We start from the raw sequence: 15,453 nt of genomic DNA, 5'->3' as shown, positions 1-15,453 counted from the left end.
AGGGACGTGCAGGTGTGCCATTGCGGTATTCTCCCGACCAATTCCGTGGACGACACGATTTTCGCGATGGACCTGCACGCTCAAGAACGCATGCGCAATACCCGCCGGTATCTGTTGATCGGGCTGCTGACCGCCGCGCCGCTGTGGGTCACCTGGCTGGTCTTCGACTTCATATTCACCCAGCTGTCCAAGCTCGGCACGCCTTGGGTGCTGGCGCTGTCACGCGGGATGCGACGCAATTATCCGGCGTTTGCAGACTTTCTGCTGCTGCCGCAGTTCCAGTCGCTGCTGGGCGTGGTGTTCACGCTGGTCGTGCTCTACTCGCTGGGCTGGCTGGCCTCGCAGGTGATCGGGCAGCGCATCATCGGCCGGCTGGAGCGCCTGGTGCAGAACATTCCCCTGGTTGCGGCGATCTATGGCGGCACCAAGCGCTTCCTCGCCGTGATCAAGGAGAAGCCGACAGGCGTGCAGCGCGTCGTGCTGATCAGCTTTCCGTCGCCGGACATGAAGGCCGTGGGATTCGTCACCCGCGTGATTCGCGACGAGGCTACCGGCGAGGAACTGGCCGCCGTCTATGTGCCGACCTCGCCCAACCCGACCTCGGGCTACATCGAGATCGTGCCCTTGTCGCAGGTGGTGTCGACCGACTGGTCGATGGACGAGGCGATGAGCTTCGTCATGACGGGCGGCGCAACGTCTCCCGAGCGCGTCCGCTTCCGTCAGCCGGCGTCGAAACCGGACATGGCGAACGCGCAGGAGTAGAATTCAAAGGATTTTTGTGCCCGCATCCTTCGCGCGGGTGTTGCACTGCACCGCAAGTCTTATAAAAGACATATAATCCGTTCCGATTCGCACGGGCGATCCCCGTGTGGAGCCCTGATCACCGCCACGAAAAGTGAGGAAGTCGCCGTGCTTGAAGCCTACCGTGCCCATGTCGCCGAACGTGCCGCCCTCGGCATCCCGCCGCTGCCGCTGAGCAAGCAGCAGGTCACCGAGCTGGTCGCTCTGCTGAAGAACCCCCCTGCTGGCGAGGAGGCTTTCCTCGTCGAGCTGCTGACCTATCGCGTGCCGGCCGGCGTGGACGACGCCGCCAAGGTCAAGGCCGAATTCCTGGCCAAGGTCGCCAAGGGTGAAGAGACCTGTGGCCTGGTGTCGCGCGCCAAGGCCACCGAACTGCTCGGCACCATGCTGGGCGGTTTCAACATCAAGCCGATGATCGACCTGCTGGCCGACGGAGAAGTCGGTGCGGTCGCGGCCGAGGGCCTGAAGAAGACCCTGCTGATGTTCGACTACTTCCACGACGTCAAGGAACTGGCCGCCGCCGGCAACGCCAACGCCAAGGCCGTCATGCAGTCGTGGGCTGACGCCGAGTGGTTCACGAGCCGCCCGGAAGTCCCCGCGTCGCAGAAACTGACCGTGTTCAAGGTCACCGGCGAAACCAACACCGACGACCTGTCGCCCGCGCCGGACGCCTGGTCGCGCCCCGACATCCCGCTGCACGCGCTGGCCATGCTCAAGAACCCGCGTCCGGGCATCACCCCGGAAGAGCCGGGCGTGCGTGGTCCGGTCAAGTTCCTCGAAGAGCTGAAGGCCAAGGGCAATCTGGTCGCCTACGTTGGTGACGTGGTCGGCACGGGTTCCTCGCGCAAGTCCGCCACCAACTCGGTGCTGTGGTTCACCGGCGAGGACATCCCCTTCGTCCCGAACAAGCGCTTCGGCGGCGTGTGCCTGGGCTCCAAGATCGCCCCGATCTTCTTCAACACCATGGAAGACGCTGGCGCGCTGCCGATCGAGATCGACGCCGGTCAGATGGACATGGGCGACGAGATCGAGCTCAAGGTCGATCATGCCTCCGGCAAGGTCACTGCGCTCAAGAACGGCGCCGTGATCGCCGAATCGCAGCTCAAGACCCTGGTGATCCTCGACGAAGTGCGCGCCGGTGGCCGCATCCCGCTGATCATCGGCCGTGGCCTCACCACCAAGGCGCGCGAAGCGCTGGGCCTGCCGCCCTCGACCCTGTTCCGCCTGCCGCAGGCGCCCGCCGATTCCGGCAAGGGCTTCTCGCTGGCGCAGAAGATGGTCGGCCGCGCCTGCGGTCTGCCGGAAGGCCAGGGTATCCGTCCGGGTACCTACTGCGAACCCAAGATGACCACCGTCGGTAGCCAGGACACCACCGGCCCGATGACCCGCGACGAACTGAAGGATCTCGCCTGCCTCGGCTTCTCCGCCGACCTGGTGATGCAGTCCTTCTGCCATACCGCCGCCTACCCGAAGCTGGTCGACGTCAAGATGCACCGCGAGTTGCCGAGCTTCATCAGCACCCGCGGCGGCGTGTCGCTGCGCCCGGGCGACGGCGTCATCCACTCCTGGCTCAACCGCCTGCTGCTGCCCGACACCGTCGGCACCGGCGGCGACAGCCACACCCGCTTCCCGATCGGCATCTCCTTCCCGGCCGGTTCTGGCCTGGTGGCCTTCGCGGCCGCGACCGGCGTGATGCCGCTCGACATGCCGGAATCGGTGCTGGTGCGCTTCAAGGGTACGATGCAGCCGGGCGTCACGCTGCGTGACCTGGTCAACGCGATCCCGCTGTACGCCATCCGCCAGGGCCTGCTGACGGTCGAGAAGAAGGGCAAGAAGAACATCTTCTCCGGCCGCATCCTCGAGATCGAAGGCCTGCCGGATCTGAAGGTCGAACAGGCCTTCGAACTGACCGACGCTTCGGCCGAGCGCTCCGCCGCCGGCTGCACCGTCCACCTCAACAAGGCGCCGATCGTCGAGTACATGAACTCGAACATCACGCTGATGAAGTGGATGATCGCCAACGGCTACGAAGACAAGCGCACCCTGGGCCGCCGCATCAAGGCCATGGAAGAGTGGATCGCCAACGGCGAGCTGCTGTCGGGCGACGCCGACGCCGAGTACGCCGCCGTGATCGAGATCGACCTCGCCGACATCAAGGAGCCGATCGTCGCCTGCCCGAACGATCCGGATGACGTCAAGCTGCTGTCCGAAGTCGCCGGCGACAAGATCGACGAAGTCTTCATCGGCTCGTGCATGACCAACATCGGTCACTTCCGCGCCGCCGGCAAGGTGCTGGACGGCAAGTCCGACATCCCGACCCGCCTGTGGATTGCCCCGCCCACCAAGATGGACGCGATGATCCTCAACGAGGAAGGTTATTACGGCGTGCTCGGCAAGTCCGGCGCCCGCATGGAGATGCCGGGCTGCTCGCTGTGCATGGGCAACCAGGCGCAGATCCGCAAGGGCAGCACCGCAATGTCGACCTCGACGCGCAACTTCCCCAACCGCCTCGGCATCGACACCCGCGTCTATCTGGGTTCCGCCGAGCTGGCCGCGGTGTGCGCGCTGATGGGCAAGATCCCGACCGTTGCCGAGTACATGGCGCAGGTGGAGGTGGTGAACAAGAAGGCCGCCGATATCTACCGCTACATGAACTTCGACCAGATCGAGGAGTTCCGTACGGTGGCTGACACCGTGACGGTCTGATCCCGGCCTGATCGGTCCGGCTCGACCGGACCCCGACGACGCCCCCAGCGCATCCTTGCGCCGGGGGCGTCGTATTTTGGAGGCCGACAGCACCAAATTGGGTGGCGCAGCGGCATCCCGTCACGCCTCGCCGCGATGGCATCGTCTATCATCCTCAAAAAATGACGACGCCCGGCCGCGGGCGCCCAGAATCTCTTGATCCCCAAGTTCTTGCTCCGGCACCGTCGATCCGAAGTGGCACTTCCCTTGCCGCGCAATGCGGTGTGGCGCGCGCTTGCCGGCTGGGTGGCGATCCTGCTCTGTCTCGGCGTGTATTGGTTCGAGCTGAATCAGACGCACCGGTCACAACTCGACCAGGTCGAGGCCAACGTCAGGTTGCGTGCCGAGCAGACCGTGCATGCGCTGGCGCTGCAGGTCAGTACCATGGTCGAGAAGCTCGACTACCTTACGTTGCAGCTTGGGCAAAGCTGGCTTGCAGAGGGTGAGCGAACCTTCCGTCGCACGGTGAGCGTGGCGCAGCATGCCTTGCCGGAGGGTGCCGTGGTCCAGGTCGCGATCGCCAGCGAACGGGGTGAGGTCCTGTTTTCCAGCCTGGTGCCGGAGGACGCCACGGTCGCGGCAACGAAAGTCTCGATCGCGGATCGGTCGCACTTCGCGGTGCATCTGAACCGCGCGGAATCGGGCTTGTACATCAGCCATCCCGTGCTCGGGCGCATATCGGGCAAATGGACCGTGCAGTTTTCGCGGCCCTTGCACCGCGAGGGGCGGCTTGAAGGCGTGATCGTCGTGTCCGTGTCGGCGGAACATCTGTCCCGCGCGCTTCGCGACATCTTTCCCGATCCGGCCGATGTCGCACTGCTTCTGCGCGACGATGGTGCCTATCTCGCACGCTCTCACCTGCTCGAAGATGTGCTCGGCAAGAGCGTGCCAGCTGATCGCCGCTTCCTGCATGACCACCTGGTGTCGCACGGCTTCTACGACGTCGTTGCGCCGGTCGATGGGGTCGAGCGCTACTACGCATGGCGTCGGGTGCAGGACAGGCCGCTCGTGGTCAGCCTCGGTCTCAGCAAATCGGCCGCGATGGCGACGGTGCGGGAGTCCGTGCGGAGCAGTGGCCTCTACAACCTCGTCGCCACCGTGGCGCTGCTGCTTGCGGCGTTGTGGATCACGCGGCTCTACTTGTTGAAGAGCCGCCAGACGGCAGCGCTGGCGCAGGCGGGAGAGCGGCTCGAGTTCGCGCTCGAGGGCGGCGATCTCGGAACCTGGGACTGGAACTGCGTGACCGGGGAGAATCGCTGCAACACACGCTGGGCGAGGATGCTGGGTTACGCCCCCGGTGAAGCGGCGCCCGATTTCGCGACCTGGGATGCGAGCATCCACCCCGACGACCGCAAGCAGGTGCATGAGGCTCTCCATGCCCACCTGCGTGCCGAGACCCGGCAGTACCAGACGACGTACCGGATGCTGCGCCGCGATGGCGAGACGATCTGGGTGCTCGACCGTGGGCGTGTGGTCTCACGCGACGAGGCGGGCAGGCCGCTGCGGGTCGCGGGCACCCTGCTCGACATTACCGAGCGCCACGTCGTCGAGGCTGCGCTCGATGCCGAGCGGCTGCGACTGACGACCCTGCTGCAGCGTTTCCCCGGAGGCGTCCTGATGGAAGATGCGGCGGGCAGGGTGACGATCGTCAATCGAGGCATGTGCGAGTTGCTGGGCATCGGCGACGATCCGGCTGCGCTGCAGGGCTTGCCGCATGACGCGCTCTGCGCACGCGTCGGGCCGCAGCGGGCCGCTTGGCTGAACGTGCCTGACGCCCGCAGCGAGGGGGAGCGCCGGAGATCGGTCGAACTCACCGATGCCGACGGTCGCAGCTTCGAGATCGACTGGCTGCCCATCATGCGTGACCAGCGCCAGCTTGGACGGGTCTGGCTGGTACGCGACGTGTCCGACCGCAAGCAGCGCGAAACCGCGCTGGCGACGCTGGCCTCGACCGATGCGCTGACCGCGCTGCCCAACCGGCGCAGCTTCATGAGCAGCCTCGAAGCGGCGAGCTCGACGCTGCGGAGCAACCCCGAGCGCCAGGGGGTGTTGCTGATGATCGACATCGATTACTTCAAGCGCGTCAACGACACCTATGGCCACGCGGCTGGGGACAAGGTGCTGTGCCATGTTGCCGATCTGATCCGCAATGGCTTGCGCCAGCAGGATGCCGCCGCTCGTCTGGGCGGGGAAGAGTTCTCCGCCTTGCTGCTTGGTGTGGCGCCAGCGGACGCCCGCCTGCTCGCCGACCGGCTGCGCGTTCGCATCGCCGAATCCTCGGTGGACACTGGGGAGGGGCGTGTGGCGGTGACGGTCAGCATCGGTCTCGCCGCGCTCGATTCCGCGGGAGCCGAGGTGGCGTTGAAGCGTGCCGATCGCGCGCTCTACGCGGCCAAGGCAGGGGGCCGGAACCAGGTCAGGGTCTACACCGGCGAACAGCCTTAACGGATTGCATTTCAGCTCATGACTACCGCGCGCCTTCCCTCACGCATCGTCTGCCTGACGACCGAGACCGTCGAGGTCCTCTACGCCCTGGGCGAGCAGGCCCGCGTCGCGGGTATCAGTGGCTACACCGTGATTCCTCCCCGCGCGCGCAGGGAGAAGCCGAAAGTGTTCGCGTTCTCCAGTGGCGACCTGGAGAAGATACTCGCGGTCGAGCCGGATCTGGTGCTTGGCTTCTCGGACATGCAGGCCGACGTGGCGCGTGACCTGATCAAGGCCGGCGTGGCGGTGCATGTGTTCAACCAGCGCAGCGTCGAGGGCATCCTGGCGATGATCGAGACGGTCGGCCGCCTGGTCGGCGCGGTGGACCGTTCGCTGGCCCTGGTCGCGGAGCTGGAGGCGACGATGGCTGCGGTGCGCGCGCAGGCGGCGGCGCTGCCGCGGCGGCCGCGGGTGTATTTCGAGGAGTGGGACGAGCCGCCGATCAGCGGCGTGGGCTGGGTGTCGGAGCTGATCGCGATCGCTGGCGGCGAGGACGTCTTCGCCGAGCGTGCGCGTCATCCGGGGGCGGCTCAGCGAATCCTTGCGGATCCGCTGGAGGCGGCACGGCAGGCGCCGGACATCATTATTGGTTCATGGTGCGGCAAGCGCTTCCGGCCGGAACGGGTTGCCGCGCGTGAAGGGTGGCACAGCGTGCCGGCTGTGCGCGATGGCGAACTGCATGAGGTGAAGTCGGCGCTGATCCTTTCGCCCGGTCCGGTGGCGATTCGCGAGGGGCTACCGGCACTGGCCGGGATCATTGCGCGCTGGGCTGCGCGTCAGCCGGCATCCTGACCGCTTGCGTCGGCGATCGCGCGCATCATGCTGCCGCGTCCGCCAGCCCCCACGCTTCGGCGACCAGCGCAAACGACTTCAAGCGCGCGCCGTGATCGAAGATCTGTGCCGTCAGAATCATTTCGTCCGCGCCGGTTCGCGCGATCAGCGCCTGCAGCTGGCTGCGCACGGTCGCGGGCGCACCGACCGCCGAACAGGCGAGCGACTCGTCGGCGAAGGCCAGTTCGGCGGGCGACCAGTCCTGCTCGATGAAGGCTTCGGGCGGCGGTAGCTGGCCGCGCACGCCGCGGGCCATGGCAGCGAAGCGCAGGCGCAGCGAACCCATCAGGTGCTGCGCCTGCTCGTCGCTGTCGGCCGCGATGGCGTTGGCGGCGACGGCCACGTGGGGCTGGTCCAGTGCCTCGGAGGGCTGGAAGCGGCTGCGGTAGAGTTCGATCGCCCTGTCGAGGAAACGCGGCGCGAAATGCGAGGCAAAGGCGAAGGGCAGCCCCAGATGGGCCGCGAGTTCCGCGCTGTACAGGCTGGAACCAAGCAGCCAGATCGGTACCGCCAATCCGGCGCCGGGCACGGCCTGCACAGCCTGGTTCGGCTGGACCGGCCTGAAATACGCCTGCAACTCCAGCACGTCCTGCGGGAAGCTGTCGTCGCTTCCCATCCGGTTGCGGCGCAGCGCGCGGGCGGTGAGCTGGTCTGTGCCCGGGGCGCGGCCCAGCCCGAGATCGATACGGCCTGGGAACAGGGACTCGAGCGTGCCGAACTGTTCGGCAATCACCAGCGGCGCATGGTTGGGCAGCATGATGCCGCCCGCGCCAACGCGGATGCGTTCGGTCGCGCCGGCGACGTGGCCGATGACGACCGCGGTGGCGGCACTCGCGATGCCCGTCATGTTGTGGTGCTCCGCCAGCCAGTAGCGGGTGTAGCCGCAGCGGTCGGCGAGCTGGGCGAGTTCGCGCGTATTGCGCAGCGCGTCGGCCGCGGTGCTGCCGACAGTGACGGGGGCGAGATCGAGGACGGAGAGCGGGGTGGTTGGCGGCATGGGCGAAGGGGAGCGGGAGTCTTGCTAGAATCGCGGCCCCCGATTACGCCATAGGCCGCCCATGCATGCAAAGCCGATCGACGTCGTGATCCTGACCGAGGATCGCTACGTCCGCCCCGACCGCGACGACTGGTACCAGGCCCAGATCGCGCACGAGGAAGATCTCGTGGCGAGCGCACTGGCCGGTCTCGGGCTGCACGTAGAGCGGCGCTCCTGGTCCGATGCCGACATGGACTGGACGCAATGCCGAAGTGCGCTGTTCCGTTCGACCTGGGACTATTTCGATCGCTTCGCCGAGTTCGCGCCCTGGCTCGACCGGGTGTCCGGCGAAACGCAGCTCTTCAACGACGCGGCCCTGATCCGCTGGAACGTGGACAAGCACTACCTTGCCGACCTCGCTTTGAGGCGCATTGCGGTGGTGCCGACCCGTTTCGTCGAGCGCGGCGAATCCACGTCGCTGGGCGAGATCATGGCGGGCGAGGGCTGGGACGAGATCGTGTTCAAGCCTGCCGTGTCGGGCGCCGCGCGGCTGACCTTCCGCGCGAGCCGGGCATCGCTGGCGCAGCATGAACCGTTGTTCGCGCGCTGTGTGGCGGAGGAGGCGATGATGGTGCAACGCTTCGAGCCCGCGATCCTGGCCGATGGCGAGTTGTCGCTGATCGTGATTGCCGGTCGCACGACGCATGCGATCCGCAAGACGGCGCGCGCGGGTGATTTCCGGGTACAGGACGACCATGGCGGCACGGTGCATCCGCACGCGCCGGATGCGGCGCAGTGCGCCTTTGCCGAAGCGGCGGTGGCGGCCTGTCCTGCCCAGCCGCTGTACGCGCGTGTCGATTTCGTGCGCGCGCAGGAAGGTGGCTATCGGCTGATGGAGCTCGAACTGGTCGAGCCCGAATTGTTCTTCCGCTTCCATCCGCCGGCGGCAGAGGCGCTGGCGCAGGGTCTGGCGGAAAAACTGCGCTGAATCAAAGGTTTTTGCGCATCGCAACATGAGCGGTTTTGGTGAAATCCGCAAACAGCCCTGCGGGTGTAGCGGTTAGAATGCCGCAATAAACAATTACGAAGGATTCCACATGATTCGACGCACGCTGATGCTCGCCGCGCTCGCCCTCGCCGCGCAGGGCGCGATGGCCAAGGACTGGAGCACCATCCGCTTCGCGACCGAAGGTGCCTACCCCCCGTTCAATACCGTGGACACGAGCGGCGCGGTGCAGGGGTTGGACGTGGATGTTGCAAACGCCCTGTGCGAAGAGATGAAGGCCAAGTGCGTGTGGGTCAAGCAGGAATGGGACGGCATGATTCCCGCGCTGCTGAGCCGCAAGTTCGACGCCATCTCGGCCTCGATGTCGATCACCGAGGAACGCAAGAAGCGCGTCGACTTCACCGACAAGTACTACGCCACGCCGCTCGCCCTCGTGGCCAGGAAGGGCAGTGGTCTGCTGCCCGAACTCGATCTCGTCAAGGGCAAGCGCATTGGCGTGCAGCGCGGTACGGTGGCCGACAGCTTCGCGACCCGCTTCTGGGCCGACAAGGGCGTGACGGTGGTGCGTTACGCGCGCCAGGAAGAGGCCTACCTCGACCTCTCCGCCGGCCGCATCGACGCAGCCTGGGCCGATGCGCTGGTCGCCGACGGCGGTTTCCTGAAGCAGCCCGCGGGCGCCGACTACGAGTTCGCCGGTGGCCTGTACCACGGCCGCAACGCGGACGAGAAGGGCGTGATCGGCGAAGGCGTGGGCATCGCGCTGCGCAAGCAGGACGCCGAGCTCAAGGACAAGCTCAACAAGGCGCTGGCGGCGATCCGCGCCAACGGCAAGTACGACGAGATCCGCAAGAAGTACTTCGAGTACGACATCTACGGCGAGTGATTTCGAGGCAGCACGCGGGCGTGAGGATGCGCCCGCGGCGACTCGCATCCGAACCGGCGGCCTGATGGCCGCCTTCACGTTTCTGCTTCCTGCCTGCGGCCATCGTGCGACTGGGACAGGGCTTTTCCGATGCTCCACGGCTATCTTCCTTCCCTTCTCGACGGCGCCTGGGTGACGCTGCGTGTGGCGGTGTTCTCGCTGCTGCTCGCGCTCGTGCTCGGGCTGATCGGCGCCTCGTCGCGGCTCTCGCCCAATCCGCTGCTGAGCCTGCCTGCAACGATCTACACGACGGTGGTGCGCGGCATCCCCGACCTGGTCATGATGCTGCTGATCTTCTACGGCGGTCAGGTGGGCATCAACGTCGTCACGGATGCGTTCGGTTTCGACTACGTCGACGTCAATCCCTTCGTTGCCGGCATCCTGACGCTCGGCTTCATCTTTGGCGCCTATTTCACCGAAACCTTCCGCGGCGCCTTCATGGCCGTGCCGGCGGGCCAGCTCGAGGCCGGACGTGCCTACGGCATGAGCCGCTGGCAGGTGTTCCACCGCGTGCTGTTCCCGCAGATGCTGCGCCATGCGCTGCCGGGGCTGGGCAACAACTGGCAGGTGATGCAGAAGAGCACCGCGCTCGTGTCCATCATCGGCCTGTCGGATATCACCTGGCTGGCGGACCAGGCGGGGCGGACCACCCATGAGCCCTTCCTGTTCTATGCGGTGGTATGCGCGTTCTACCTGCTTATGACGGCGGTGTCGGGATTGCTGTTCCGCTGGCTCGAGCGGCGTTATTCGGTGGGTGTACGGAGGGCGGCGGCATGATCGAATGGAGCCTGTTCGCCGAAAGCTGGCCGGCCTACGCGAGCGGCCTGTGGCTGACGCTCAAGCTCACCGTGCTGTCGCTGGCGGCCGGTCTGGTGCTCGCGATCCCGCTGGCGGTGCTGCGTGTGTCGCCCTCGCGCTGGGTATCGGGGCCGGTCTGGGCCTACAGCTATTTCTTCCGCGGCACGCCGATGCTGGTCCAGCTGCTGCTGATGTACTACGGCCTCGGCCAGTTCGAGTGGGTCCGGGCGCAGTGGGACGCCGGCAACGCCTTCTGGCTGGTGTTTCGCGATCCCTACGGCTGTGCGCTGGTCACTTTTGCGCTCAACACTGGCGCCTACACCACCGAGATCATCGCCGGTGCGCTGCGTGCGATGCCCCATGGCGAAATCGAGGCCGCGCGCGCCTGTGGCATGAGCCGCTTCACCATGCTGCGTCGCATCCTGCTGCCGGGGGCGCTGCGCCGGGCACTGCCGGCCTACAGCAACGAGATCATCTTCATGCTGCACGGCACGGCGATCGCGTCGACGGTAACCCTGGTCGATCTCACGGGTGCCGCGCGCAATGCCTATTCGCAATTCTTCGCGCCGTTCGAGGCCTTCATCTTCGCCGGCCTGATCTATCTCTGCATCACCTTCGCGCTGGTCGGCCTGTTCCGCGTCGCCGAGCGGCGATGGCTCGCCCACCTGCGGCCGCGCGTCACCTCGCGCAAGGCCGCCTGAGCGCGCTCCGAGGAAATCTCCCATGACCCAGCTTACCGTTCAAGACCTGCACAAGCGCTATGGCGACCACGAGGTGCTCAAGGGTGTCTCCCTGTCGGCCGAAGCCGGTGACGTCATCACCATCATTGGTTCTTCCGGCTCGGGCAAGAGCACCTTCCTGCGCTGCATCAACTTCCTCGAGCAACCCGACGCCGGCCGCATCCAGGTGGCGGGCGAGGAGATCCGTCTGGTGCCCGGCAAGGACGGCCACCTGCGCGTAGCTGATGCCAAGCAGCTCCAGCGTCTGCGCACGCGACTTGCAATGGTTTTCCAGCATTTCAACCTGTGGGCGCACATGACGGTGCTGGAGAACGTAATCGAGGCACCGGTACATGTGCTGGGCGTGTCCAGGCGCGAGGCGACCGAGCGCGCGATGGCCTACCTGGAGAAGGTGGGCATCACCCGCTTCAGGGACAGCTACCCCGCGCACCTGTCGGGCGGCCAGCAGCAGCGCGTGGCGATTGCCCGCGCGCTCGCGATGGAGCCGGCGGTATTGCTGTTCGACGAGCCGACCTCCGCGCTTGACCCCGAACTCGTCGGCGAGGTGTTGAAGGTCATGCGCGGGCTGGCCGAGGAGGGGCGTACGATGGTCGTCGTGACCCACGAGATGGGCTTCGCGCGCGAGGTGTCGAGCAAGGTGATGTTCCTGCACCAGGGGCTCGTCGAGGAGTACGGCCCGCCGGCCGAGGTGTTCGGCAATACGCGCAGCGAGCGCCTGAAGCAGTTCCTGTCTGGCAACCTCAAGTAATTCGATGGCCGGCTGAGCCGCGTTCGCGTGCGGCCAGCTTCAGTCGCCGTTGGCGGCCAGCGGCAGGCGGCGCAGGCGCAGCGCAACTGCCGCCGTCAGCAGCACACAGACGCCAAGCAGGGCTGTGAGACCGGTCCAGTGCCCCGCGCTCCAGGCCATGCCCGCGACGCTGCCGATCACGCTGGCGCCCAGGTAGTAGCTCGACAGATACAAGGCTGACGCAAGCGCCCGCCGTTCGCCGGCACGGCGTCCCACCCAGCCGCTCGCCAGTGCGTGCGCGGCGAAGAAGCCAAAGGTGAAGATGCCGACGCCCGCGATGATCAGCCACAGCGGCGAGGCCAGCGTCAGGGCCAGGCCCGAGCCCATCACCGTCACCATGACCCACAGGGTGTTGCGCCGCCCGTAGCGTTCGGCGAGACGCCCGCTGAGCGCCGAGGCCCAGGTGCCGACCAGATACAGCAGGAAGATCGCGCCGATCGCGGTCTGGCCCAGCCCGTAGGGCGCTTCGAGCAGGCGGAACCCCAGGAAGTTGTAGAGGCCGACGAAGGCGCCCATGCCGAGGAATGCAGTCAGGAAGAGCCACGGGAGGCCGGCGTCGCGATAGATGGCGAGCGTGTCGCCGAAGATGCGCGCGGGCGTGGCGGCCCGGGGTCGGAAGTGGCGCGAGGCAGGCAGGCCGCGCCAGAAGACGAAGGCAGCGATCAGGCCCAGCAGTCCGATCACGCCCAGTGCGATGCGCCATGACGCGACATCCGTGAGCAGGGCGGCGATGAAGCGCCCGCTCATGCCACCGAGCGCGTTGCCGGCGATGTAGAGGCCCATGGCCCGCGCCTGGGCGTTGGCGGCGAATTCCTCGCCGATGTAGGCCATCGCGGCCGCCGGCAGGCCCGCAATCACCGCGCCGAGCAGCGCGCGCAGAACGAGCAGGGAGACGAAGTCCGGCGCTGCGGCGGTCGCAAGGGCCAGGATCGCGGCCATGCCCAGGGCGATCTTCATGACCGGCTGGCGGCCGAGCCGGTCGGCGACCACGCTGCCCGGGATCAGCATCAACGCCAGGCCGGCAGCGGTGGCCGATACCGTGAGGCTGGCGCTGGCGGCACTGACGCCGAAGTCGGTCGCCAGCAAGGGCAGCAGGGGCTGCGTGCTGTAGACCATCGCGAAGGTCGCGAAACCGCCGACGAACATCGCGAGGTTGGCGTGGCGATAGGCGACAGTGCCCGCCTCGAGCGGGGTCGAAACAGGGGCTGCGGCGGCAGTCGGCGGAGGGGGGACGGGATTGGCCATCGAGGGCGGGGACTCGGCATGCAATCGGGTGCGACACCGGGGATGCTAGGTTGTGGTGCCGCAGTCAGTCCAATATATTCGAGCGTTCATATTGATATTCAAGAGATATGAATGGAGCTCCGACACCTTCGTTACTTTGTCGCCGTTGCCGAAGAGCTGAACTTCACCCGTGCTGCGGCGCGGCTGCATATCGGACAGCCGCCGCTGTCGATGCAGATCCGTGCCCTGGAAGACGAGATCGGCGTCCGGCTGTTCGAGCGTACGCAGCGCCGCGTGACCCTGACGGTCGCCGGCGAGCGCCTGCTGCTGCACGCGCGCACCATCCTGTCGGCGGTCGACGACGCCGTCACGGATGCGCAGCGGGCCGGGCGCGGCGAAGTCGGGGAATTGCGGATCGGTTTCACCTCCTCCCTGCCGTTCACCGACCTGTTGCCCGACGCTCTGCAAGCCTATCGACGGTGCTATCCGGCCGTCAGGCTTCAACTGCGGGAAATGTTCACCCCGCGGCAGTTCGAGGCGATCGCCCGCGGTGAGCTGGACGTCGGTTTCGTGCGCCTCCAGGCCGACTCTGCGCCGCGGGGCATCGTGCTGCGGGAGATCGCACGCAACCCGCTGCGGCTGGTGGTGAATGCAGCGCACCGGCTCGCAGGCGCCGCCTCCGTCTCGTTTCGCGAGTTGCGGGACGAGGACTTCATCAGCTTTCCTGCCGATCTCGGCACGGACCTGCCCGAGGTGCTGCGCAAGCTCTGCCTGCAGGCCGGATTCGAGCCGCGCATCGTACAGACCGCGCGCGAGGCGACGACGCAGATCGGGCTGGTGGCGGCGGGGCTAGGCGTGGCGGTGCTGCCGGCGCCGCTCGAGTCCGTGCGCATGCCGCGGGTACGCTATGTCCCGCTGCAGGAGAGCGAGGCGCAGTTCCGGCTTGCCGTTGCGGTTGCAGCGCAGCCGGTTTCGCCCTTGCTCCGGAGTTTTCTCGATGTGGTCGACCAGATGTGTGGCGGCGGGCACTAGCCTCGCCCGCGCTGCGCTCGGTTCCCGGATTCAGCGGCCGAAGAAGCGGTGCTTGGCTTCGTCCGGAATCTCCATGCCGGTATGGCGGGCGCGCTGCAGCAGTTCCCAGTAGTAGCGGTAAGAGGCGCGGTCATGCAGTCGGCCTTTGTGCTGGATCGGTCCCCAGGCGGTGTCCTGCGCGGCGATCAGGATCTCGGCCGCTTCCTCGACCTCGGAGAAGTCGGGCTGCATCGCGGCGATGATCGGCAGGATCTGGTTCGGATGGATGCTCCACATGCGCAGGTAGCCGAACTCGCGCCGCGCGCGCTCGGCGTCGTGGCGGATCACGGCGACGTCCTGCAGCTCGGTGGTGACGTTGTGCGAGGGCACGACGCCGTTGGCGAGCGCGGCGGCGGCAATGTCGGCCTTGGCGCGCACGACCAGCGGGTGTTCGAACTGGCCGGGGCTTTTCATCGCACTGCCGGGGATCGCACCGTGATGGCCGGAGACGAAATCCATCAGGCCGAAGTCGAGCGATTCCACGCCGTCGAGCGCGGCGATGTCCCAGGCTTGACGCAGGGCGCCATGGGTCTCGATCAGCACGTGAACTGGCAGGGCGCGTCCGGTGGAGAACGCCGCCTCGATCCGGCGCAGCTCGGCAATCTGGGTGGCGGCATCGGCGCACGAGCGCACCTTGGGCAGCGTGATGAAGGCCAGGCGCTTGCCGGCGCCGCCGACGAGAATCTCCAGGTCCTGGACCCAGTGCGGATGCGTGATGTCGTGGATGCGAGCGCCGACCCGGCCGAAGTGGTTCTCCGCGCCATTGACCACGTCGATCACCATGCGCGCGTGCTCGGCCTCGGCGCCCGCACGGGCACCGTCCTCGCAGTCGCAGGTGATGTCGAACACCGGCCCGAGTTCCTGCTGCAGCTTGAGCGCCTTGAGCATCAGCTTCTCGGCGCCCGCGTAATGGTCGACCGCGGGGAGGGCAGGGAAGGGCTTCTCGCCGGCGAACAGGACATCGGCAGGGTGCAGGTGCATGTCGGGTTCCTCGATGGGTACCGCGTGAAGCGGGGCAGGAAATAAAAAGGTTCTTCGCGCGATCTGGGGGAAGTAGTGGTTGACGGT

At 66.8% G+C, this 15,453-nt stretch carries 13 protein-coding genes; 10 read left to right on the top strand and 3 right to left on the bottom strand.

The window, feature by feature from the left end; translation table 11 throughout:
- Positions 1 to 45: 45 nt before the first annotated feature.
- The 4 genes from CGK74_RS14810 (at position 46) to CGK74_RS14795 (ending at position 6,822) form a co-directional block, all read left to right on the top strand.
- Positions 46 to 762: a DUF502 domain-containing protein gene (locus tag CGK74_RS14810; RefSeq protein ID WP_240498742.1), complete on the top strand. Its 717-nt coding sequence runs from the start codon at positions 46 to 48 to the stop codon at positions 760 to 762.
- 147 nt (positions 763 to 909) lie between these two features.
- Positions 910 to 3,507 carry a bifunctional aconitate hydratase 2/2-methylisocitrate dehydratase gene (gene acnB / locus CGK74_RS14805; protein ID WP_094269219.1) on the top strand — a complete coding sequence of 866 codons (2,598 nt, stop codon included), beginning with the start codon at positions 910 to 912 and terminating at the stop codon, positions 3,505 to 3,507.
- Positions 3,508 to 3,741: 234 nt separating this feature from the next.
- Positions 3,742 to 5,991 (top strand): diguanylate cyclase, encoded by a 2,250-nt coding sequence (locus tag CGK74_RS14800; protein WP_133091882.1) that lies wholly within the window; start codon positions 3,742 to 3,744, stop codon positions 5,989 to 5,991.
- An 18-nt stretch (positions 5,992 to 6,009) separates the two neighbouring features.
- Positions 6,010 to 6,822 (top strand): ABC transporter substrate-binding protein, encoded by an 813-nt coding sequence (locus tag CGK74_RS14795; RefSeq protein WP_094269217.1) that lies wholly within the window; start codon positions 6,010 to 6,012, stop codon positions 6,820 to 6,822.
- 25 nt (positions 6,823 to 6,847) lie between these two features.
- On the opposite strand, the gene CGK74_RS14790 is transcribed toward CGK74_RS14795, so the two are convergent.
- Positions 6,848 to 7,858, bottom strand: coding sequence for an LLM class flavin-dependent oxidoreductase (locus CGK74_RS14790; protein WP_094269216.1), 1,011 nt, complete (start codon positions 7,856 to 7,858; stop codon positions 6,848 to 6,850).
- Between the two features lie 61 nt (positions 7,859 to 7,919).
- On the opposite strand from CGK74_RS14790, the gene CGK74_RS14785 reads away from it, so the two are divergent.
- The 5 genes from CGK74_RS14785 to CGK74_RS14765 all read left to right on the top strand — a co-directional run bounded on the left by CGK74_RS14785 (position 7,920) and on the right by CGK74_RS14765 (position 12,051).
- On the top strand, positions 7,920 to 8,825 hold the full coding sequence (locus tag CGK74_RS14785) for an ATP-grasp domain-containing protein (RefSeq protein ID WP_094269215.1): 906 nt from the start codon (positions 7,920 to 7,922) through the stop codon (positions 8,823 to 8,825).
- Between the two features lie 109 nt (positions 8,826 to 8,934).
- Positions 8,935 to 9,726 (top strand): ABC transporter substrate-binding protein, encoded by a 792-nt coding sequence (locus CGK74_RS14780; protein WP_094269214.1) that lies wholly within the window; start codon positions 8,935 to 8,937, stop codon positions 9,724 to 9,726.
- Positions 9,727 to 9,855: 129 nt separating this feature from the next.
- Positions 9,856 to 10,542: an ABC transporter permease gene (locus tag CGK74_RS14775; protein WP_094269213.1), complete on the top strand. Its 687-nt coding sequence runs from the start codon at positions 9,856 to 9,858 to the stop codon at positions 10,540 to 10,542.
- Positions 10,539 to 11,264, top strand: coding sequence for an ABC transporter permease (locus CGK74_RS14770; RefSeq protein WP_094269212.1), 726 nt, complete (start codon positions 10,539 to 10,541; stop codon positions 11,262 to 11,264). The genes CGK74_RS14775 and CGK74_RS14770 overlap by 4 nt, the downstream gene beginning before the upstream one ends.
- Before the next feature lie 22 nt (positions 11,265 to 11,286).
- Positions 11,287 to 12,051: an ABC transporter ATP-binding protein gene (locus tag CGK74_RS14765; RefSeq protein WP_094269211.1), complete on the top strand. Its 765-nt coding sequence runs from the start codon at positions 11,287 to 11,289 to the stop codon at positions 12,049 to 12,051.
- A 39-nt stretch (positions 12,052 to 12,090) separates the two neighbouring features.
- Here the strand turns inward: CGK74_RS14765 and CGK74_RS14760 are convergent, their stop codons facing one another.
- Positions 12,091 to 13,236, bottom strand: coding sequence for an MFS transporter (locus CGK74_RS14760; RefSeq protein WP_094269210.1), 1,146 nt, complete (start codon positions 13,234 to 13,236; stop codon positions 12,091 to 12,093).
- A 210-nt stretch (positions 13,237 to 13,446) separates the two neighbouring features.
- On the opposite strand from CGK74_RS14760, the gene CGK74_RS14755 reads away from it, so the two are divergent.
- Positions 13,447 to 14,346: a LysR substrate-binding domain-containing protein gene (locus CGK74_RS14755; protein WP_094269209.1), complete on the top strand. Its 900-nt coding sequence runs from the start codon at positions 13,447 to 13,449 to the stop codon at positions 14,344 to 14,346.
- Positions 14,347 to 14,376: 30 nt separating this feature from the next.
- Here the strand turns inward: CGK74_RS14755 and CGK74_RS14750 are convergent, their stop codons facing one another.
- On the bottom strand, positions 14,377 to 15,366 hold the full coding sequence (locus CGK74_RS14750) for an HpcH/HpaI aldolase/citrate lyase family protein (RefSeq protein ID WP_094269208.1): 990 nt from the start codon (positions 15,364 to 15,366) through the stop codon (positions 14,377 to 14,379).
- Positions 15,367 to 15,453 lie beyond the last annotated feature (87 nt).

The sequence above is a fragment of the Thauera propionica genome (assembly GCF_002245655.1).
GTDB lineage: Bacteria > Pseudomonadota > Gammaproteobacteria > Burkholderiales > Rhodocyclaceae > Thauera > Thauera propionica.
Note: the sequence above shows the minus strand (reverse complement) of the source record. Positions and strands in the feature narration are given on the sequence as shown.